Genomic DNA, 21,482 nt, shown 5'->3' on the forward strand with positions numbered 1-21,482 from the left:
CTTTTTAAAAAACCGATGGTAAATTTCTGGGGCGCGTTTAGGTATTTTTCTTTGCCTTTACGCCCAAATCCGAAAACGGTCATGACCGTCATACAAGGGCGTTATTTCACGCCCTGAAATACCAGCTTTTGAACTCGTCTACCCGTATTAACTTCGGTGGTATATAGGTTTCCTTCGCTATCGGTATCAATACTGTGTAGCCATATAAATTGGCCTGGATAGCGACCGTTTTTACCTATCGAACCTAGCTTTTCATGAGACTTTCTATCGTAAATCCAAATACGCCCGTTCATCATATCGGCTACGTACAAGTATTTTCCATCTGGTGAAAATACCACGTCAGTTGCAGTACCTAGACCGCCGGTTTCAGGTCGTACGGCAAAGTTTTTTACAAAGCGGATATCTCCGCTTTTTTCCCGTTTAAATATTTGAAGGCGGTTGTTTCGACGATCGCAAACATAGATAAACCCGTCGCTGTCTTGATTTATACAATGCACGATATTCCCAAACAAAGGATTTTCCGGGTCTATTCCCTGTTTTTGCGGCTGAGTAGCTTGGGACTGATCGAAATCTCCTTCGCGAGTGGGCCCTAATGGCTTTTCTCCATAAGCACCAAGCACGTGAGTGGCCTTCTCTTTCTCAACATCAAAACTTGCAATGCGCGCATTAATATAGCCATCTGCAATCACTAACTCGTTGTGTGTACTGTCCATGAACATATCTGCGGGGTTACCCAAAGTATGCAGGTCCATATTGCCGTTGGTCTGCCCTCGCCTACCTATGCCTTTCACAAACTCGCCATCAAAAGTAAAACCCACAGACACATGGTCATCTTTGCCGTTGCCAGCTAACCAAACCGTGTCATTCTCATCAACATACAGCCCGTGTACGTTTACCGGCCATTGGTTTACACCGTCAATCGTAGGCGCATTGTTTTCACCGCCCCATGCTGTAGCTACCTCGCCATCGGGCGTAAAACGAATAACATGGGGTGCTGGTTCACAACACACCGCGGTGGGAGGTGTTGCAACAAGCCCTGTATCGGTTTTACCCAGAGAGTTGGGACGCTGCAATATCCACACGTGATCATATTTATCGATAGAAAGACCCGACACCTGCCCTAACGTCCAGGTTTCTGGCAACGATGGCCAACTTGCATCAACGCTAAATTGCGGCATAGGCTTGTTATCTAACGGATAGGTTGTCATAGGGATAAGCGGTGTTTTATTTTCTAATAACGAAGCGCTTTTTACTGTTTCGATCCCATCTGATGGAGACGCGACTTGTGTCGCTTTGGCATAGGACGAACTCCACAACATAGGAGAAGTGATTAACGTGATGACACAAAAAGAGCGAGCAATTGACGTGGTCATTAGGTTTCCAATTGAAGAGAGCATTTTAAACGGTAAACACAAACACCATGCTGCTAAGTTACCGACACTATTGCAATAGAAACAGCCAAGCTGTACAAAAATCACGCTAAAACGAAAAGCGCCGGGCAACTCGACGTTAACCCGGCGAAAAAGGTGTAGCAGTCACCTTAATCTGCTTCTATCTCACCCTCTTCAATAGCGACAACGCGACGTGCTTCAACGTAGGTTTTAATAGCCCAAAGTGTTTCTTGATCTAGGATAGGATCGGTTTGACCTTCAGGAATACCGCCAAGTGCGGGCATGCCTTTAGCCGAGCCAAAACGCAAGCGCTCAACGAACCATTCGTCGTCTTCAAAGCTTTCTGGGTCGAGTTCACGAAGGTCTGGGTTTATTCCGCCAGACTGCGCGTGCAGGCCGTGACAACCCGCACAGTTATTTGCATAAGCTGACTCACCAAACTTGATGACCTTCGTTTTGGTTTCTTCATCAAGGCTTCGATATGGGTTTTCAAACACCCAGCCATTTTCAGACTCATCGCCATCAGTGATTGGCGGCATAGCTGAGCTATCTGCTCCTTGAGGGATAACATTTCCATGTGCAAGCACGTGGCCAGACAAGCCAGTTACCACGAGTGCCGCAAACAACATCGATATTTTTGTTTTCATAATTCATACATCCTCAAAAGACTATGAATCAAGTATACGTACGAGGAAATAAGGGGTAACTCTACTTTGGTTTTGAAAGGCTCCTCCTTTGGTAGGAGTCCACAATGATAGCCTCTGAAAGCGCAAGCTTTACCGTAGCTGCTTCAACGTCAGAGCTAAAGTCAGAGTCGAAATAACGTCCATAAGAATGATAAAGACTTACCTTGCAACAGGTTAATGAATAGGTGATGAAAAAAGGCCAGCGCACGTAGGCGCTGGCCATGTATTAATCACTATTTACTGCTCAGCTAAGATTAGTTTTTTGCCACCTGCTGATAGCGCTTGGGCAATTTAAACGTCCACACTGTGCCGCCTTGGTTGAAGTGCTTCACGCGTTTTGCAACTTCACCGCCCCATAATGGCACTGCGCCGCCCCATCCTGATAGTACAGAGATGTACTGCTCACCATCCATTTCCCATGTCACTGGAGAGCCAACAATACCTGAGCCAGTTTGAAACTTGTAAACCATTTCGCCGGTTTTGTCGTCAAAGGCCATCAGATAACCTTCAGGGTTACCGGTCCAAACCAAACCACCACCTGTGGTTAACACGCCGCCCCAAAGTGGAGAGAAGTTGTTATAGCGCCAAACGGTTTTACCTGTTTTAGGGTCAATCGCTTTAAGTACGCCGATAAAGTCCTCATTCACTGATTTGATGGTGAAGCCCGCACCAAGGTACGCTGCACCTTTCTTGTAAGAGGTTGGCTCGTTCCAGATATCCATTTCCCATTCGTTTGAAGGCACATAAAAGAGTTCAGTATCCTTTGAATAGGCCATTGGCATCCAGTTTTTACCGCCTAAGAACGCAGGGCGAGCGACAACCTGTGCGCCTTGTTTACCATCAGCTGATTGCGCTGGGCTTCCTGGGCGATTTTCTTCAATGTAGATAGGTCGACCTTTTTCATCTAGCCCCTTTGCCCAGTTCAATTTATCAACGAACGGGAAGCCGCGAATGAAGTCACCGTTTTCGCGGTTAAGGACGTAGAAAAAGCCATTTCTGTCGGCGGTTGCCGCCGCTTTCACTGTCTTGCCATTTTCCTGGTAGTCAAACGAGATAAGCTCGTTTACGCCATCGAAGTCCCAGCCATCGTGTGGTGTGGTTTGGAAGTGCCAAACAATTTTTCCTGTATTAGGGTCGATAGCTAAGCGCGACGACGAGAAGTAGTTATCGCCCGGACGTAGGTGAGAGTTCCACGGTGCAGGGTTACCCGTACCGAAGAATAGCAAACCTGTATCTGAGTCGTAAGTGCCGCCTAGCCAGGTTGCTGCACCACCGGTTTTCCATAAATCAGCAGGCCATGTTTTGCCTGGCGCGCCGCCTGAAATTCCATTTTCGGTTTTCTTACCGTCTTTCCATAAGTACCCCATGTGCCCTTCAACGGTAGGTCTAACCCATAGCTGTTTGCCAGACTTCGCGTCGTAAGCATACACTTTACCGACGATACCGAATTCACCACCGGAGATGCCTGTAATGACTTTTCCGTCAACAACAATAGGCGCTGCAGTAATGGCGTAGCCCGCTCGGTAGTCTTCAACTTTTTTCTTCCAAACGGTTTTGCCCGTGTCTTTATCCAGTGCTACTAGCTTGGCGTCCAAGGTGCCAAATATGACCAGGTTATCGTAAAGCGCAACGCCACGGTTTATAACGTCACAGCAAGGCATAATGCCGTCGGGCAAACGCGCCTCATATTGCCATAATTCTTCACCAGTTCTCGCATCGATGGCCCACACACGAGAGTAAGATCCGGTTACATACATCACACCATCTTTTACCAGAGGCTGCGATTCTTGACCCCGCTGCTTTTCACCACCTAATGAGAACGCCCACACAGGACGTACTTCTTCTACTGTATCGCGGTTAATGGCGGTTAGCGGGCTATAGCGCTGAGCTTTCAAGCCCATTCCATACGTCACTACGTCGTCAGTGGTAACGTGGTCATTTTGAATATCTTTGTCGGTGACAACAGCATGGACAGGAGTTAACGCACTTGCACAAACCAGCATAGATAGGGCAAGTTTTTTAATTGGCATATTATTATTCATAACGGTTCCTAGTTGCATGTAGGCCATAAATGGTCTGTTTCAGACTATTCGTTAGGATTAGCATAGCTAGGGGGGATGTCGATGCCTATGCAACAGCGGAGTGATTTGACTCCTCCTTTAGGAGGAGGAATGAAGGGCTATTTTCCCTTTTGATTAACGCCTTTACGCTTTCACGTCTTTTTAAAGTAATGCGTGACTGATGACGGCGCTAGAGGTAAGAAGGCGGTTGGTCATAGAGTTATTGCCTAAAGTACTATCGCGCTGAATGCTATTGGTCAGATGCTTTTATACTGAATTATCTTATTCTGAACGCTCTTGCCCCGTAAAATAGGGCGGCACCTCATAAATGGTTTTGTATTTCTCAAATAACCGTTGCATATCGCCCTCGACCACCATTCGCGTAATTACATCACCAATTTCATAGCCTAGCGCGCGATAATTAGTATGAACAGCAAGTCCTATATCCCACTTTTGCTTTCCAATAAGCGGAAACGCGTTGCTTGCAAGGCGATATTGCTCATTATCAACAAACTGACTGAGGTAGGATATTTGCGAGCGCAATCCCATTACCGCTTCGACGGTTCCCGCTTTCATCGCGTCAAACGCTTCTGCGTTTGAGCCATAGTGCGATGTTTTTTCTCGCAATCGGCCGCCAAACGCTGACGTTAAGTAAAAGTGGGGAATGCTGTCTATTTCCGCACCAATCGTGTGATACTGAAACATGCCCATGGTTTCCACTTCGGGCAAGGTTTGCGTGTTGTGAATGATTTGCCAGCTTTCACGCTGATAGGGGGCAAACATATGAACAAACTCATTAACCAACAAGCCCACGTCGTCACGTTTTTGAGAAAAGCTTGGGTCGTAAGGCGCGCGCATCATCACATCAGCCTTAATGCGATGAATTATATGGCCCTTCCATAGGTAATTTCTGAAATCGTCCTCTGTCGTTTCACCTGGTGTCATCCATATCAGTTCTAGCTCAACATCAAGGGCGCTCGCGATTTCACAGGCGATATCAATATCAATACCTGTGGGGCTGTCGTTTTCAATAAATGAAAATGGAGGATAGTCGGTGTACACCGCAATTCTAATTAAACCGCTGTCTTTAATATCGTCTAACGATCTCGCTTCCCCGAACGCAGAAAGCGCAGAACCCGTTATCAGGCAGAGTAAAATGAAAATAACTCGAAAAGGTTTAACTAACTGCACAGCTTACCCACTTATTCAATCGAACTTCTTAAGCATACTAAGGGGTTAGCGTGATTTTACTAATGCTACTTTAGCGCCATAGCATTCCTCCTTTAGGAGGATGTTCTTCGGGAAAATTGCCATATACCCTTATGTCAGACAAACAGATATCAGCAAAAGCATGCAGCTGAGCTCGGGGTGATATATGGCAAAGGGTGTAAAAAGCACGGTTAAAAGACGATTAACCGGTAGGCGCTATCAAAAATGTATAGCGTCACTTTTTTGCTGCGTTCTGTTGCCGTTTTTAAACAGCGCGCTCGCGTTTAATGAAGCGCATCCTTCACAGGCTCAACAAGCTGCACCACAGGCCTCTTTTGCCACTATTGTGGTCATTTACATAAAAGTTGCGGGCACATCTCCACCAGGCACACCAGACTATTTAAAGTCCCCCAGCAATGAGGGGACAGCTGGCGCAAGTGTGGCGATAAAGGATGCCAATATCACGGGAAAATTTCTTGGTTATCAGTTTGAGTTAACTGAAATCATTGTGCCTTCTATCGGCGAACTGCAAGCTTCTTTAGCTAAAACACGCCAGCAATCAGCTTCAAGTGCTAACACAAATTACATAGAAATAAGCAGCAATCAGCAAGGCAACATCGCACCTGTTGTACTACTGGATATGCGAAGCAGTGATAAGGTAAAGGCTGCCTCAATTGAGCAGTTGATTGCCACTATTCAAAGCACGTTTCCTAATGCCGTATTTTTTAACGTAGCGAATAGCGATGATCTGCTGAGACAAAATTCATGTCGCTTGCCCTTGTTCCATACAATCCCCAGCTATCAGATGAAAGCCGACGCGCTAGCCCAGTGGTTTCGCACTAAGCGTATTGACGAGATATTTGCAGTTTACGGAAAAACCGCTGACGATGCTGCATACCTAGCCGCGTTTAAACGCAGCGCTAAAAAATTTAAGCTTTCACTTGTTGAAACTAAACAGTGGCAGGACAGTTTTGATTTACGCAGGGCTGCCTTTGCTGAAATTCCTCAATTTACGCGAACAACAGAAACCTATCAGGCTGTTTTTAGCGCCGATAGCGCGGCGCAATTCGCGTATAGCCTACCCTTTAACACCTATTATCCCGTACCTGTGGTAGGCGCTGCCGGCCTAAAAGCAATAGGTTGGCATTTTACCCACGAACAATGGGGCGCCCGTCAGCTTCAAAGCCGCTTTAACGATGGGTTTAACAGACACATGAATGAAGTCGACTTCGCCGCGTATCTTGCGGTAATGGCAGTGGCAAATGCGGCGCAGCAAGGAAGCGATTTAACGCAGAAAGGAATACTTAAAACCTTGCTTAGCGAGCTCTACACGCTGGGTGCCTATAAAGGCCGCCCTCTTTCTATTCGCCCCTACACCCACCAATTTCGTCAGCCTATTGCGCTGGCCCACGAAGACGCATTGGTGACTCATGCGCCCCTTGAAGGCTTTTTGCACCAAACCAACGAACTGGACACATTAGGCGCAACACACACTACCTGTAAGGACAAGTTATGAGCTATCGCTTTGCACTCTTGCTTGGCAGTTTAATGGCTGCCTTTGCACTTCCTCAAGCCTTTGCACTTCCTCAGGCGTATGTCACTAACGAAAAAGACAACACGCTATCTGTCATTGATATGACGACATTTAATGTGATTGAAACTATCGAGGTTGGAGAGCGACCCCGAGGGTTTATTTTAAGTGCAGACCAGTCCCACGCGTATATCTGTGCCTCTGATGCTGATCGCATTCAAATTATGGATTTGTCTACCCATTCCATAGTGGGCGATCTTCCCTCAGGTGCAGATCCTGAAACCATAGCATTACATCCTAACGGCACCACTATTTACACAGCTAATGAAGACGATGCCCTTCTTACTGTTATCGACATTCCAACGGCTCAGGTCATTTCTCAGATAGATGTAGGCGTAGAGCCTGAGGGGCTGGCGGTGAGTCACGACGGCAGCATGATGGTCGTTACATCAGAGACCACTAACATGGTGCACTGGATAGATACCAATACGCATGAAAATATTGCAAATAACTTAGTTGATGCAAGACCCAGAGATGCTCACTTTACCAAAGATGACAAGTACCTTTGGGTAAGCTCGGAAATAGGTGGCACCGTTAGTATTTTCGATACTGCTACTAAGCAAAAAGTGAAGACCCTTTCCTTTGCCATTAAAGGCGTTTATCGCGACAAGGTTCAGCCAGTGGGTATTGTGCTTATGAAAGATAAACCCTACGCCTTCGTGGCGCTTGGTCCTGCGAATCGCATAGCGGTCATCAATACCGATACCTTCGAAGTGGAAGACTACATTTTGGTTGGGCGACGAGTGTGGCAATTAGCGTTTAATCAAGATCAGTCTTTATTGCTGACCACTAACGGTGTGAGCGGTGATGTTTCTGTCATCAATACCCACTCGTTAAACGTAGAGCATACCGTAAAAGTGGGGCGATACCCTTGGGGCGTGGCGGTTAAATGGAAATAGCGGTTCAAGCGGTTTCACATCAGTACGGCAGCCACAACGCGCTGGACAATATAAGCCTTTGCCTAAAACCAGGCTTAACCATGCTGCTTGGACCAAATGGCGCAGGCAAAAGTACCTTATTTGCGCTTATTACGGGCCTTCAAAAACTCACGCAAGGCAGCATTACCTTTGATAGTGCTACTCTGTCTCAATCTCGCACAAGTATTATGGCGAAAATGGGCGTGGTATTTCAGCAAAGTACTTTAGATATCGACTTATCGGTAAAACAAAATTTGTCCTATTTTGCTTCGCTCCACGACATAAGTACCACTAGCGCGCTGTCTCATATTCAAGGCCTGCTCGACGAGCTCGACCTTACGACCAAGCTCAACACAAAAATTCGAAATTTAAATGGCGGGCACAGACGTCGGGTCGAGTTAGCTCGCTGCCTTATTCACAAGCCATCCTTGCTGCTATTAGACGAGCCTACCGTTGGCTTAGATATAGAATCCCGTCATCTTATTTTGCGGGTAGTACAAGCGCTCGCCCATTCCCAAAACGTAAGTGTACTGTGGGCCACGCATTTATTTGAAGAAGTGAAGCACAACAACAACTTGATAGTCTTATCAAAAGGACGAGTGTTAGCCCACGATAAATGTGAAGCCTTGTTAGCCAAGTATCATCAACAGGATATTGAGCACCTTTGGCAGCATTTGATGCAGGAAGGCTCCTGATGTATTGGCGCTGTTTTGTGGGCGTACTTACCCGAGAGATGCTGAAGTTCTGGCAGCAACGTACACGCCTGTTAAGTGCATTGGTGCGCCCGCTGCTTTGGCTATTTGTTTTTGCCGCAGGGTTTCGTTCGGCCTTGGGTCTTTCAATGACCGAGCCTTACGAGAGTTATATTTTGTACGAAGAGTACATTGTACCTGGGCTTGCCGCCATGATTGTGCTTTTTAATAGTATGCAAAGTTCATTGTCCATGGTGTACGACAGAGAAATGGGCAGCATGAAAGTACTGCTGTTAAGCCCGGTTCCCCGCCCTTTTCTGCTAGGCAGCAAGCTTATAGCCAACACCTTGGTAAGCGCTATTCAGGTGTACATCTTCTTTGCCTTTGCGCTTTTACTAGATGTACGCCTATCTGCGTTGGGATACGTTTATGCGTTGCCTGTTATTGCGCTACTGTCATTGTTTTTAGGTTCGTTAGGCTTATTACTGGCAAACTATATTAAGCAGCTAGAGAACTTTGCTGGTGTCATGAATTTTGTCATTTTCCCGTTGTTCTTTCTATCAAGCGCCCTATACCCTCTTTGGAAAATGCGTGAGGCCAGCGAATGGCTGTATCAGATTTGTGCCTTTAACCCCTTTAGTAGCGGCGTAGAATTACTGCGATTTGCGCTCTACGAAAAACTCGAACACAAAGCGCTTGCCGTTGTACTTTGCCTTACGGCTATCACTTTTATTTTCGCTGTGAGAAGCTTTCGCCCCAAAGCCTCAAAAGGGCGCTTCTCGTGATAAAAACAAACCTAATCTGGGCTGACGAAAGCAATAAAATTCAAACGTTAGAAGATAGTGACTGCTTACTTATTTTAACTACGCCCACGTTGCTGGCGAGCCAACTATTTCACTTTTCAACACCCGCTAAGACATACATTGAGCAGGTTTTTGACGATGAAGGCTTTGCAGGAAATAAAGGCCAATGTGTATTCGTACAGGGCCTTAAGGCGTTTAAAACAAGTTACATCTCAGACACTGAAAACAGCGGAAAAAACAAAATTAGCCAACAATTAGCTGAAGTAAAACGGGTGCTGTTTTATGGTGTCGATTTTGCGCTTTTTGAAGCGTCAGATGCACCCAACGCCTCTAGCCGTGCCTCGACTTTATCTAAAACTAATGACCCTTCCATGGTTAACCGCTCAAGCTACGCTAGCGATTCAAATTCTGCGTTTAATTCAAAAAGCAGCAGTGACTTGAAGCAAAATGACGCGCCAGCTTTTCGCTACGTAGAACAGCAGTTCGATGCATTGTTTAAAAAGCTTAAAAGCATGTCGGTAACCTTAGAAAAGCTGTCGTTAATGGCGCATTCTAATACTGAAACAGCAAGCAGCGACCCTGTTAACACCATTGCGAGCCACTCACAGTTTCTAAGTGCGCTACTTAGAAGCTATTTTAAGCATGGCTATCCCTTTAAAGGCTATAAGACGAATAACACGCCGGTTTCCAACAGTCGAACTCGTAATGACAACAACGATGCAAATAATGAAGCAATTAACCAAGCAACTGATATTAGAGGCACGCTTTATCTTGCATTAGATGCCAAGCATTTTAATAACGCGCAAAAGCGTCTCGTCTCACACACTATACGCTATGAAACAGCCCTTAATGACGCGATGACCTGGGCTAAAGATCTCGCTCACATGCCAGCCAACTTATGTACACCAGATTATCTGGCCGAACAAGCTCAGCATCTGGCGCAAACCTTTAATACGGTTTCTTGCGATATCCTCAATGAAAGTGCGCTCAAGCAGCTAGGTATGAACGGTTATTTAGCGGTAAATGCAGGTTCACAGTTTGCTGCCACCATGCCTATTCTTCGCTACACAGCCAAAGGTTTAGAGAATTCACCGCCGGTAGTGTTGATTGGCAAAGGTGTAACCTTTGACAGCGGCGGCATAACCTTAAAACGCAGCCCTGATATGCGCCATATGATTTACGACATGGCAGGCGCTGGCTGTGTATTGGGCGTCATTCAGGCGGTTGCCACGCTGGGGTTAAATATAAATATTATTGGTATTGTGGCGAGCGCCGATAATGCGATTGATGGCAAAGCCTATCGCCCGGGTGACATCATTACTATGCACTCAGGAAAAACCGTGGAAGTAATGAGTACCGATGCAGAGGGGCGTATGCTTATGGCCGATGCAATCAGCTACGCGAAACAGTTCTCCCCCTCGGTTATTATTGATATTGCAACCCTAACCGGCGCGGCTATTAGCGCACTGGGGTACAAAGCCACTGCGCTTTTTAGCAACGCTCCAGTGCTTGAAAGTGCGTTAGTTGAAGCGGGTGAACAGGCTAACGACAGGTGCTGGCCTTTCCCACTGTGGCCAGAATATCAAGACGCCATTACCTCTCAGCACGCGGATATGATGAATACGGGCATAAATTCTCCCGGTGCTATTTCGGCAAGCTGCTTTCTCTCTCGCTTTGCTGACGGCACCCCGTGGGCTCACCTCGATGTAGCAGGAACCGCTTTTACCTACACCAAATCGTTATCGGCGACCGGCCGCCCTATTCCTTTGCTGTTATCTTACTTAAGCCGCTGCGCAATCAAAAATAATCAATAAATCATCAAAATTCATGACAGTTCTCCTCCCTTAGGAGGATATCTGTTAACACATATTCAACATATACTCAGTCATGCGTTTAATCATAAAGAAGAGGAACAATTATGTGGACTAAACCCCAATACACAGAAATGCGCCTTGGTTTTGAAGTAACTCTTTACATCAATAACCGCTAGGCAACGCCCTCTGGGATGATGAACAAAAAGGCTGCCGATGCAGCCTTTTTTTACTTGTAGTATGGAGTTGTTATGCACGTATTGATTCTTGGTGCTGCCGCCGGGGGTGGATTTCCGCAATGGAATTGTCACTGCCCAAATTGTAAGGGTTTACGCGAAGGTAAAATAAAGGCGAAAGGCAGAACACAGTCGAGCATTGCTGTCAGTAGCGATGGTAAAAATTGGGTTCTCATTAATGCCTCCCCCGATTTAAGGGAGCAGATAAATAGCCATCCGCAGCTGTGGCCCGACGCCCATGTGTCTCGCGGCACACGCATAAGCGCAATTGTGCTTACCGACAGTCAAATAGACCATACGACAGGCCTGCTAACATTGCGCGAAGGCTTACCCCTTCCCGTTTACTGTACCGATGTTGTGGCCGAAGACCTAACCACCAGCTTCCCGCTTTTTACCGTATTAAAACACTGGCACGGCGGACTACAGCAGCATTCAATTAATACCGATTATCATCAACGCTTTGTACCAAAAGGAGCAGAAGGCCTGACTTTCCAACCTGTGGTATTAGAGTCTAATGCGCCCCCTTACTCGACGTATCGCGACAACATTGTGCCGGGCAACAATATCGGCCTGAAGATAACTGACGACACCACGGGCAACGTGCTTTTTTACGCGCCGGGATGTATGCAGGCAAACGACACAGTAAAACAGGTGATGCGCGAATCTCACTGCGTACTATTTGACGGTACGCTGTGGGCTAATGAAGAAATGATAGATCACGGCTTTAGCAACAAGCTGGGCACTGATATGGGACACATGCCGGTTAATGGAAAGGGCGGAGCCATTGCGCTGCTAAAGGAATTTAACGTTGAGCGTAAAGTACTTATTCATATCAACAACACAAATCGCGTGCTTGACGAAGACTCCAGTGCCTATCACAGCCTGTGTGAGCAAGGTATTGAATTGGCCTACGACGGTATGGAAATTGAGGTGTAGAAATGACAGAACACGCATGGTCTAGACAAGAATTCGAACAAAAACTGAGAGAAAAAGGCGCTTACTACCATATTCATCACCCCTTTCATAAACGCATGAATGAAGGACACTGCAGCGTTGATGAAATTCAGGGCTGGGTGGCCAACCGACTGTATTATCAAATGGCGATACCGGTTAAAGACGCGGCAATCTTAGCGAATTGCGAAGATCAATCGGTTCGCAGAACCTGGATCCAACGAATAATCGATCATGATGGACGGGAAGGTGAAGACGGACTGGGCGGCATAGAAGCCTGGTTGCGGTTGGGCGAAGCGGTAGGCTTGAACCGCAGTGAATTACTTGATGAAACCCACCTGTTGCCAGCGGTTAAGTTTGCAGTAAATGCCTATGTGAATTTTGCCCGCCGTGCGTCGTGGGAAGAGGCTGCCTGCTCATCGTTAACTGAAATGTTCGCCCCTGAAATACATCAAAGCCGATTAGATACCTGGCCTAGGCACTATACATGGATTGATAGTGAAGGCTTTACCTACTTTCAAATGCGGTTAAGTCAGGCGCGCCGTGATGTAGAGCATGGCCTGCAGATTACCCTTGAGCACTTTATTACCCGACAACAGCAAGAACATGCGCTCAATATACTGCAGTTCAAAATTGATATTTTGTGGAGCATTGCTGATGCCATTTGCTTTGCCTATGAATACAAGAGAAAGCCGTTCGATGGTATTGCCGATCAGCGGGTGTGCCATAAAGGGAGGTTTTAACGATGTCGAATTTACAATCGCAAACCGAACACCACTTAGATGCTGATAGCGTCGGTGCTGATGACATTGGTTCAAATAACCCGGAAGACAACATTGAAAATAGCAGCAATCACAGCAACGAGGGCGGCCGCACAAGAGACAAAATAGCTTCTTTAAATCCGCTTTTTCGTATGCAGTACGAGAAAGCTCAGGGTTGTTATGTTTTGTTGTTCCCCGAAGGAATGATCAAACTTAACCCTTCTGCGGCAGAAATTCTTAAGCGAGTAAATGGAAGCAATACGGAAAATGCCATTTGTGCTGAACTTCGCCAAGCGTTTCCAGATGCACCCGATGATTTAGAAGAAGATGTTCATGCATTTCTACTTCATGCCGAGCAAAAGAAGTGGATCCGCTATGACGAATAATACAGACGTTGATTTACAAACCGACGTACCAAATACCATAACGCCTCCGCTGTGGCTCCTAGCCGAAATTACCTATCAGTGCCCATTGCATTGCCCCTATTGCTCAAACCCAGTAAATATGGAAGAAACATTTAATGAGCTCTCTACTGAGCATTGGGAGCGTGTACTGCGTGAAGCGCGGGAAATGGGCGCCGTGCAATTGGGCTTTTCTGGCGGTGAGCCATTGATTCGAAAAGACTTAGAGCACTTAGTCGCTTATGCGCGGGCTTTGGGTTTTTACACCAACTTGATCACCTCTGGCATTGGCATGACAGAAAAACGTATTGCCAAACTCAAAGAAGCCGGCCTTGACCACATTCAGCTGAGCTTTCAGGCAGCCAATGCTGAAGTCAACGACCTAATAGGCAACAAGCGTCACTCATTTGAACAAAAACTTAAAATTGCGAAACTGGTAAAACAATACAACTACCCTATGGTGCTTAACTTCTGTATTACCGCGCAGAACATTCACGAAATAGAAGACGTGATGGCGCTCAGCGAGCAGCTGAACGCTGATTTTGTCGAGCTAGCTACCGTACAGTATTACGGCTGGGCCTATGAAAATAGAGACCATTTGCTGCCTACGTCACAGCAATTACAGGAAGCTGAGACCGCAGTGAACCGCTACCGCGCGCAACAAAACGGTAAAGGCCCAACCTTCATATTTGTATCGCCCGACTACTACGAATCTCGCCCTAAGGCGTGCATGAATGGCTGGGGCACAACGTTTTTAACCGTAACGCCAGATGGCAGTGCCCTTCCGTGTCACAGTGCAAAAATATTGCCCCTTCGTTTTCCTAATGTGAAAGAACGCTCGTTGCACGATATTTGGCACCAAGACTTTAGCTTTAATCATTTCCGTGGCGATAGCTGGATGCCTTCGCCCTGTAGGGACTGCGATGAAAAAGATAAAGACTTTGGCGGCTGCCGATGTCAGGCCTACCTACTAACAGGTGATATGTATAAGACGGATCCGGTTTGCAGTAAGTCGCCCGATCACCATTTGATGAAAGACATTACCGATAAAGCAGGTACTGCACCGTCGAAGGCACTACAGTATCGGAAGGTGGAAAAGCCGATTCCCATTCTAGAAGTAAATACATCAAGCTAAGTGTTTGGGATAAATACTATGTGGCGAGTACGAAATGGTGAGCGCTAAGTGGTAAGAGAGACTGTTAACCCGTTATGATAAAAGTGTATGTCTGAATTTCATTTCATTGATGCCGGCTCTGGGTCAAAAGTGCATAGCGTCGTTTTTGCGCTAAAAACCCCTGCTGAAGGCTACACTGGGTTGTCTCATTTAGCTGAGCACATGAGCTTTCGACGCTCTCACCCATACCCTGCTGCCCACGAGCTTTTTACGGCCAATACACTTCTGCCTGTTACTATTAACGCTACCACACTCGCCGAGTACACCTTCTTTTTCGCCTCGTCTGAAAAAGCGAACCTACTGCTTGATACTATAAATTACTTATACTGTGGCCTGCTTAACTGGGATTACGGTACCGATGAGGTTATCTTAGAGCGTGACGGGGTTATTTTTAACGAGCTCGCCATGCTAGAGGCAAACAGCGACTATGCGTTAAACGCCGCTATTCGATTAGCCGATACCGATAATAATGCCTATCAACACGCAGGTGGTTTTACACAAACCATAGGCAGCAACAGTATTCAAGCGCTTCAAGACTACAAACGCCAGTGGTATCAGCCAAACAATATCACTACGCTGGTTTACAGCGATTCAACCCTATTATTTGAACAGTGCAAAGAGGTGGTTACAGCCTTGAGTCTCGGAAACAGCCTTGAGCGAAAAAACAGCCTTGAGCGCTGAAAAAAACCTGAGCGAGAAAGCGGCTTTAAGCGAAGGTCCACCCCTGAACAGAGACGCCCCTCTGAATCAGCACCCACCTCAACGCGAACACTCATATTCAGACAAAGAAGCCTCTCTTGATGCACAAACAATAAATGGCAAAAATGAATCAATAAGCCATGTCTTAACCTGGTGGTTTCCTCAGTGCTTTCTAAATGGTTTACAGAAGCAAGAGGCAACGCTTAACACTGTAGTAGGCCCTGAAAACACCTTATTTATTGACCCCGAAATTAATCAACAAGGTAAATTCGCAATTCGCCTCGTCACAAAAGAAGCGATTAAAGAAGAAGCAAGAGAGTTTTCGATAGAAGCACTTCCAAAGCTTTCACAACATCTGACACACAAGCTCGTGAGCGATGATTATGATAAAAGGCTGCGACGACTAAAAAATGTGGTATCCACGTGTCTCGCCTCATTAGATATCGCGCCTTCAAACCCGATGGCAAACACTGATAAACACGCAGAAGGTGTGGGGGCGGCTATTCGCTATTTTGCGCAACTAACGAATGGGTTGTCTTTGAACGGGCGTGCCGCCAAAGATTGTGCCACCAAAAGCGCTTATTTGGCGAGTGCTAATAAGGTATCGCTCTCCTATTTAGGGGCTCTACCTCCACCTAAAAAGTCAATAGCTCTCGAGCGGATTAGAAAGGCACGTAAAGGCTTTTCCGCGCAGGCCAGCGCTTCCAATAGCGACCAGTCACTTTTAATGCCGCGTCTTGTCTCCAAGTACCAACATTTTATTACTTTAGAGAACATGCCTTCGCTCCCACGGTTGTTACACCCCCTCGCTAAAAACACCACTGCTTTAGCGCGATTTAACGCAGAACAAATTGCTTCGCACTTAGCACCATTTTTAAACCCGTCCTCCCCCACAACAGTACAGTCAGTGCCTCTAAATTCAGTTTCTAGTTATTCAGCCTCGCACTGGGTGTATCGCATTGCTTTCTATCAACAAGCAAGACTACACGAGGTATTGGCTGACCAGCTTTTTTGGCAACCAAGAACCTCGGGGGAATGCTACGCACTGGGCGCTGCGACTTTTGAAAATAATCTTTTTCTATTTGGTGCCAGCGATACAAATATCACAGAGCGTGAAAACTGGTGTCATAAGGTTTTATCGATGCTCTCGTAGGGAATTCAGGAAAAAACACTGCTACTAATTTATGATACTTCCTCCCACTTAAGGAGGATATTTTTAGGGAATGGTTAAGGCAATACTGAAAGTATAAATAATAACGAAGCAGTCAAGACCATGCCTACGCGAATTTCTACTAAAAGCTCTAGCCAAAACGTTTCACAATTTCCAACACACCAACTTGCCCGTTCACCATTTGCTCTTGCGATTATTGCAAGCGCTGTAACCTATGCGTTTAGCTCTGCTGCAGAAGCTAACGATGCAATGGACCACTACGAGGTTATAGAGGTGCAGGGAGCGACGCCGCTTAGCGCCAACAGCAATAACTCTGCCGTATTTGGTAACGTTCAAACAATCACTCAAGATGACATTGAAGGGGGCGTCAACCGTTCACTCCCGGAGCTACTCAAAACTCAGCTAGCAAGCGTGAACCTAAACGATGTTCAAAACAATCCGTTCCAACCCGATCTACAATACCGCGGGTTTACTGCCTCTCCGCTGCTTGGCCTACCTCAGGGCATTTCGGTGTACTTGAACGGCGGTCGGGTTAATGAAGCGTTTGGCGATACTGTACATTGGGACCTAATGCCGCTAGATGCTATAGATACCGTTTCTTTGTACTCTGGTTCAAACCCTCTGTTTGGCCAAAACACGCTAGGCGGCGCCCTTGCGCTAAGAACGAAAACAGGGTTTAGCTTCAACGCCAACGAAATAGATTTACAGGCTGGACAATTCGGCCAGAAAGCCGCGTCTGTGGAATCAGGTGGTCATAACGATCATTGGGCGTATTATGTGAACCTGAATCACTATGAAGAAGGTGGCTGGCGCGACTATTCGCCATCTGAAGTGCAGCAAGTATTTACGTCCCTTGCCTATAAAAGTGACAAAATGCATCTCGACATGAACCTGTTTATGGCCGATAACGAGTTACTCGGAAATGGTGCGTCACCTATAGAACTGCTGGATATTGAAGGAAGAGAAGCGGTCTACACCCACCCCGATCAGACCAACAACGAGCTTACGCACGTTAATATAACCGGTGATTTCGTTTTAACTGACACCTTATCTTTAACCGCCAATATGTTTTATCGCGACACACAAACTCAATCAATCAACGGCGATGACAGTGATTTTGGTGCCTGCCAGTTCGCTGATGGACGCGTAACACTGTGTGAATTTGAAGATGATGACGACGATGACGATGATGATCCGCTTGATAGTGATGATGATGGCGACGACGATGACGATGATTTGCCTGTTGTAGGAGAAGGTGACGATATAGAAGCGGTTGAATTTATTGGCTTTGATGACGACACCGCGCTTGCCGAAATATCAGATGTGGACGCAGATGAACTTGATGGAACATACAATACGGGCCGCACAGACGCCAAAGCTACTGGGTTATCTTTTCAGCTAGCAAAACAATATGCCTTAAGCGGCTTCAGTTCAGAGTTAATTGTTGGTGCCAGCTACACCAAAGGAGATGTTAACTACGCCGCTGATACTACATTTGGTATTTTGGAAAACGAATCTGCACAAGACTCACGCACCGTTTTACCCATCGACGGGCTTATGGCACAAGAAGCACGAGTTAGATTAGATGTAGACACCACCGCATGGTCGCTATTTTTCATGAATAGTACACAGCTCTCTTCAGCCGTATCACTCAATCTTGGTGGACGTTTTAACCGAGACCACATTGTTATGGAAGACCTGATTGATGACGGTGAAGGTTCATTGGACGGTAATCACCGTTTTACCCAATTTAATCCAGCGGTAGGTGTAGACATTACTATTGATGAGCAAAGCCAGTTGAATCTTGCAATCAGCCAGTCTTCAAGAACGCCAAGCCCAGCGGAGTTAAGCTGTGCTGATGAAGACGACCCGTGTCGGTTACCGAATGGATTTGTGGCCGATCCTCCTCTTGATCAGGTGGTCACCCAAACTATTGAAGCGAACTACACCACACGCATTGATAACATCGACCTGATGCTAAATGTTTTTCATAGTAGGAGTAAGGACGACATTATCTTCCAACAAGCTGGCTCTGTTGCCTCTCGCGGATACTTTATTAACGTTGATGAAACCCAGCGTCAGGGCGTTGAATTCAGCGTAGGCTCAACGTGGGAAAAGCTAACCTACCGGTTAAACTACAACTATCTTAACGCAACCTATGAATCGACATTCACGTCGTTTAGCCCCTTTAACCCTCAGGGTCCAGACAGACTCGTAACGCCAGGTGACAAAATTCCAGGCCAGCCAGAGCATTTAGTCAAACTCTACGCAGATTACGCCTTAACGGATAAAGCGCGTTTGGGGGCAGAAGTTATTTCAGCATCCAGTCAGTACTTTAGGGGCGATGAGGCTAACGAAAATGAAAAGATTGACGGATACGTTATTGCAAACATTTATGCATCGTACCGTTTCAACGACACATTTACCGCATCGCTACGTGTGAACAATGTGTTCGACAAAGACTACGAAACCTTTGGCACTTATGGCGAGGCTGATGAGGTATTAGAAGACATTTATCCCGACGTAGAAGGTGCAGAGTTCGTGGGCCCCGCACAACCGCGAATGGTCAGTGTAAATCTAAAAGCGAGATTCTAATAAGGTAGCAGTTGTTAGCACATGCGTTTCTACCGACAATTTGTTCTGCAATATCGGGTTGGCAACCCATCGCATCAATTGATATCAAACAGCCTTTTATATGCAGCAGGTTAAGTAAAGCAGGAATGGCAGTGATTTCTTTTGGCCTACTCTGGTTCTTAATCTGCTCACTGCGTAACTCAATTCAATTAATGTTGACTGTAAGGTTTATAAAAACATGTGTTCACCTGCTCTATAGCCTTGATCCCAGTGCATTACCTTTTCGAAAAAGATACCTCTCGCTTGACCCCACGTCTTTGAAAACAAATTTCAATGGAAAAATACGCTTTTTCCAAATATGGAACAAATTATCAAATCACGTACATCCACAGAGTTACGACATTTTCGCTTAAATAATGCAGTGTTAATGTCCTAATAAATAAATTAACAAAAATTCAAACTTACATTAATTGCGGCTACAGCTATTTGGTTATCGCGTTGACAACCGCTCATCAATGAGATTTATACACATGAAATTTATAACAAAAAACGCTTTTTTCCTATTTATATTATTATTCGCCCATAAAGCGAGCGCGGAGTCTTTCGATCCCCTAACTCCTTCAACAATTTTCATCGCTGGAGATTCAACAGCAGCTAGTTATACAAACTCGGCGCAGCAAGGTTGGGGTTCGATGTTCCAGCGCTATTTTAACAATGACAACATAAGTATTGAAAATCACGCTAGTGGCGGTAAAAGTTCACGGACATTCATAACTGAAGGATTGTGGCAGAAATTGATTGCTAATGTGACTGCCGGAGATGTAGTCATAATTCAATTTGGTCATAATGATGCAAGCCCAATTAATGATAGTCGGAGGGCACGCGGCACACTAGCAGGGATTGGTGATAATACTGTTGATATACAAAACCTGATAACCAATCAACAAGAGCGCGTATATTCTTTTGGCCACTATATTCGCAAAATGGTCGAGGATGTGAAAGCAAAAAAGGCGCTACCTATATTAGTCTCTCTTACTGTTAGGAACATCTGGAAAAACCACCGAATAGAACGAGGCTCAGGACAGTATGGCTTATGGATGTATCAGTTAGCAAAAGAACTCGACATTCCTTATATCGACCTTTCAAATTCCGCAGCTGACGAACTTGAGATCCTAGGTAAAACAAGCACTGACGCCTTATACCCCAAAGATCATACTCATTTCAATAGTGAAGGAGCAGACCTCCATGCCCGTTTAATAGTGGCCCAGCTTAAAGGTTTACGTCCGTCATTAGCTCAATCTCTTTATTCTGATAAAGGAAACGCGGTAAAAGGTTATGAGTGGACTTTTGTAAAACTACCGGTTGTAGCCAATAAAGAGCACAGAAGTGTTTTCTTTGTAGGAGATTCTACGGTGAGAAATGGTCGAGGAGACGGCGCTGATCAACAATGGGGTTGGGGTGATTTTGTTTATGAGTGGCTAGATGATTCTGGGATAAATATTGTTAATCGCGCGGTAGGAGGGTTATCTAGCCGAACTTACATTACCCAAGGACATTGGAAACGCGCTCTTGCTATGATGAAACCTGGAGACATCGTTCTTGTGCAGTTTGGTCATAATGATTCAAGTCAAATCAATGATGCCACTCGGGCACGTGGTACGCTTCCAGGAATAGGACATGAGCGAAAAGCAATAGAAAATATGCTAACAGGACAAAAGGAAGTTGTGAAAAGTTATGGTGCTTATTTGCGGCAAATTATCGGTGATGCAAAAGCAAATGGAATACTTCCAATAATATGCTCGCCTGTCCCCCGCAAAATATGGCATGAAAATACACCCTTTATTGCTAGAGATGATGAAAGTTATCCTTTGTGGGCTTTGCAGGTAGCGCGACAAAGCAACACGCCTTTTATCGATTTACATAATTTAGTTGCCCAACGCTACGAAGCGCTAGGTCGAGATGAAGTCAACGCTCTCTTTGGCGATGCCCGCACTCACACGAATAAAGAGGGCGCGAAGCTCACTGCAGGTATCGTGGCAAAGCAACTTGCGCCAATAGTTGGAATCTCAGCAATTCCAGAGAGTTAAAACCTAAATTAATATGCTTCTAGCCAGTTCGAACTGTGTGCGTGGGTAAAGCTAAACCCTTTACCCACACATGGTCAAATAGATTCTACAAGCAATTAGAATATCAACCTTATTGAGCACCAAGCACTTTACCAACGTTATAGTATATTCGAAACTTTGAAAATTCATATATGAAACTCATTGAGCAATAAAGCTTCATTATGAGTGGTTTTGATGGATTTTGTGTTGACTTGACACCTAAATTGTCACTAGCATGCAACATATGTAA

At 45.8% G+C, this 21,482-nt stretch carries 18 protein-coding genes; 14 read left to right on the plus strand and 4 right to left on the minus strand.

Translation table 11 applies throughout. The annotated features are described in order from the left end of the window. Window positions 1–101: 101 nt before the first annotated feature. The 4 genes from ACYX4W_RS19355 to ACYX4W_RS19370 all read right to left on the minus strand — a co-directional run bounded on the left by ACYX4W_RS19355 (window position 102) and on the right by ACYX4W_RS19370 (window position 5,328). Window positions 102–1,373, minus strand: a complete 1,272-nt coding sequence (locus tag ACYX4W_RS19355) for a beta-propeller fold lactonase family protein (protein ID WP_476074249.1) — start codon at window positions 1,371–1,373, stop codon at window positions 102–104. A gap of 167 nt (window positions 1,374–1,540) precedes the next feature. Further along, window positions 1,541–2,038, minus strand: coding sequence for a cytochrome c-550 PedF (gene pedF / locus ACYX4W_RS19360; RefSeq protein WP_014950662.1), 498 nt, complete (start codon window positions 2,036–2,038; stop codon window positions 1,541–1,543). A 293-nt stretch (window positions 2,039–2,331) separates the two neighbouring features. Further along, a complete protein-coding gene (locus ACYX4W_RS19365) occupies window positions 2,332–4,119 on the minus strand; it encodes a PQQ-dependent methanol/ethanol family dehydrogenase (protein WP_014977357.1) in 1,788 nt (595 codons plus the stop codon). Window positions 4,120–4,419: 300 nt separating this feature from the next. Further along, the gene (locus ACYX4W_RS19370; RefSeq protein ID WP_476074250.1) at window positions 4,420–5,328 is read right to left on the minus strand and encodes a substrate-binding periplasmic protein; all 909 of its coding nucleotides are present in this window, start codon (window positions 5,326–5,328) and stop codon (window positions 4,420–4,422) included. A gap of 184 nt (window positions 5,329–5,512) precedes the next feature. Between ACYX4W_RS19370 and ACYX4W_RS19375 the strand changes: the two genes are divergently transcribed. The 14 genes from ACYX4W_RS19375 (at window position 5,513) to ACYX4W_RS19440 (ending at window position 21,214) form a co-directional block, all read left to right on the plus strand. Beyond that, a complete protein-coding gene (locus ACYX4W_RS19375; RefSeq protein WP_476074251.1) occupies window positions 5,513–6,862 on the plus strand; it encodes a type 1 periplasmic-binding domain-containing protein in 1,350 nt (449 codons plus the stop codon). Then, complete coding sequence (locus ACYX4W_RS19380) at window positions 6,859–7,836, plus strand: PQQ-dependent catabolism-associated beta-propeller protein (RefSeq protein WP_476074252.1); 978 nt, start codon at window positions 6,859–6,861, stop codon at window positions 7,834–7,836. The genes ACYX4W_RS19375 and ACYX4W_RS19380 overlap by 4 nt, the downstream gene beginning before the upstream one ends. Continuing rightward, window positions 7,827–8,549: an ATP-binding cassette domain-containing protein gene (locus tag ACYX4W_RS19385; RefSeq protein ID WP_476074253.1), complete on the plus strand. Its 723-nt coding sequence runs from the start codon at window positions 7,827–7,829 to the stop codon at window positions 8,547–8,549. The genes ACYX4W_RS19380 and ACYX4W_RS19385 overlap by 10 nt, the downstream gene beginning before the upstream one ends. Further along, entirely contained in the window at window positions 8,549–9,331 is a 783-nt protein-coding gene (locus ACYX4W_RS19390) for an ABC transporter permease (RefSeq protein WP_476075505.1), read from the plus strand. Before ACYX4W_RS19385 ends, ACYX4W_RS19390 begins: the two co-directional genes overlap by 1 nt. Beyond that, the gene (locus tag ACYX4W_RS19395; RefSeq protein WP_476074254.1) at window positions 9,328–11,163 is read left to right on the plus strand and encodes a leucyl aminopeptidase; all 1,836 of its coding nucleotides are present in this window, start codon (window positions 9,328–9,330) and stop codon (window positions 11,161–11,163) included. The genes ACYX4W_RS19390 and ACYX4W_RS19395 overlap by 4 nt, the downstream gene beginning before the upstream one ends. A gap of 104 nt (window positions 11,164–11,267) precedes the next feature. Continuing rightward, window positions 11,268–11,339, plus strand: coding sequence for a pyrroloquinoline quinone precursor peptide PqqA (pqqA, locus tag ACYX4W_RS19400; RefSeq protein ID WP_071953288.1), 72 nt, complete (start codon window positions 11,268–11,270; stop codon window positions 11,337–11,339). 72 nt (window positions 11,340–11,411) lie between these two features. Further along, window positions 11,412–12,332, plus strand: coding sequence for a pyrroloquinoline quinone biosynthesis protein PqqB (gene pqqB / locus ACYX4W_RS19405; RefSeq protein WP_474834831.1), 921 nt, complete (start codon window positions 11,412–11,414; stop codon window positions 12,330–12,332). Between the two features lie 2 nt (window positions 12,333–12,334). Continuing rightward, a complete protein-coding gene (pqqC, locus tag ACYX4W_RS19410; protein WP_476074255.1) occupies window positions 12,335–13,090 on the plus strand; it encodes a pyrroloquinoline-quinone synthase PqqC in 756 nt (251 codons plus the stop codon). A gap of 2 nt (window positions 13,091–13,092) precedes the next feature. Further along, the gene (gene pqqD / locus ACYX4W_RS19415) at window positions 13,093–13,494 is read left to right on the plus strand and encodes a pyrroloquinoline quinone biosynthesis peptide chaperone PqqD (protein ID WP_476074256.1); all 402 of its coding nucleotides are present in this window, start codon (window positions 13,093–13,095) and stop codon (window positions 13,492–13,494) included. After that, a complete protein-coding gene (pqqE, locus tag ACYX4W_RS19420) occupies window positions 13,484–14,644 on the plus strand; it encodes a pyrroloquinoline quinone biosynthesis protein PqqE (RefSeq protein WP_476074257.1) in 1,161 nt (386 codons plus the stop codon). Before pqqD ends, pqqE begins: the two co-directional genes overlap by 11 nt. Window positions 14,645–14,731: 87 nt before the next feature. Then, entirely contained in the window at window positions 14,732–15,364 is a 633-nt protein-coding gene (locus tag ACYX4W_RS19425) for an insulinase family protein (protein ID WP_476074258.1), read from the plus strand. Next, the gene (locus tag ACYX4W_RS19430) at window positions 15,336–16,535 is read left to right on the plus strand and encodes a hypothetical protein (protein ID WP_476074259.1); all 1,200 of its coding nucleotides are present in this window, start codon (window positions 15,336–15,338) and stop codon (window positions 16,533–16,535) included. Before ACYX4W_RS19425 ends, ACYX4W_RS19430 begins: the two co-directional genes overlap by 29 nt. Before the next feature lie 120 nt (window positions 16,536–16,655). Beyond that, entirely contained in the window at window positions 16,656–19,148 is a 2,493-nt protein-coding gene (locus ACYX4W_RS19435) for a TonB-dependent receptor (protein WP_476074260.1), read from the plus strand. A gap of 509 nt (window positions 19,149–19,657) precedes the next feature. After that, a complete protein-coding gene (locus ACYX4W_RS19440; RefSeq protein ID WP_476074261.1) occupies window positions 19,658–21,214 on the plus strand; it encodes a rhamnogalacturonan acetylesterase in 1,557 nt (518 codons plus the stop codon). Window positions 21,215–21,482: the final 268 nt, after the last annotated feature.

The sequence above is a fragment of the Alteromonas sp. ABH4_454 genome (assembly GCF_056311775.1).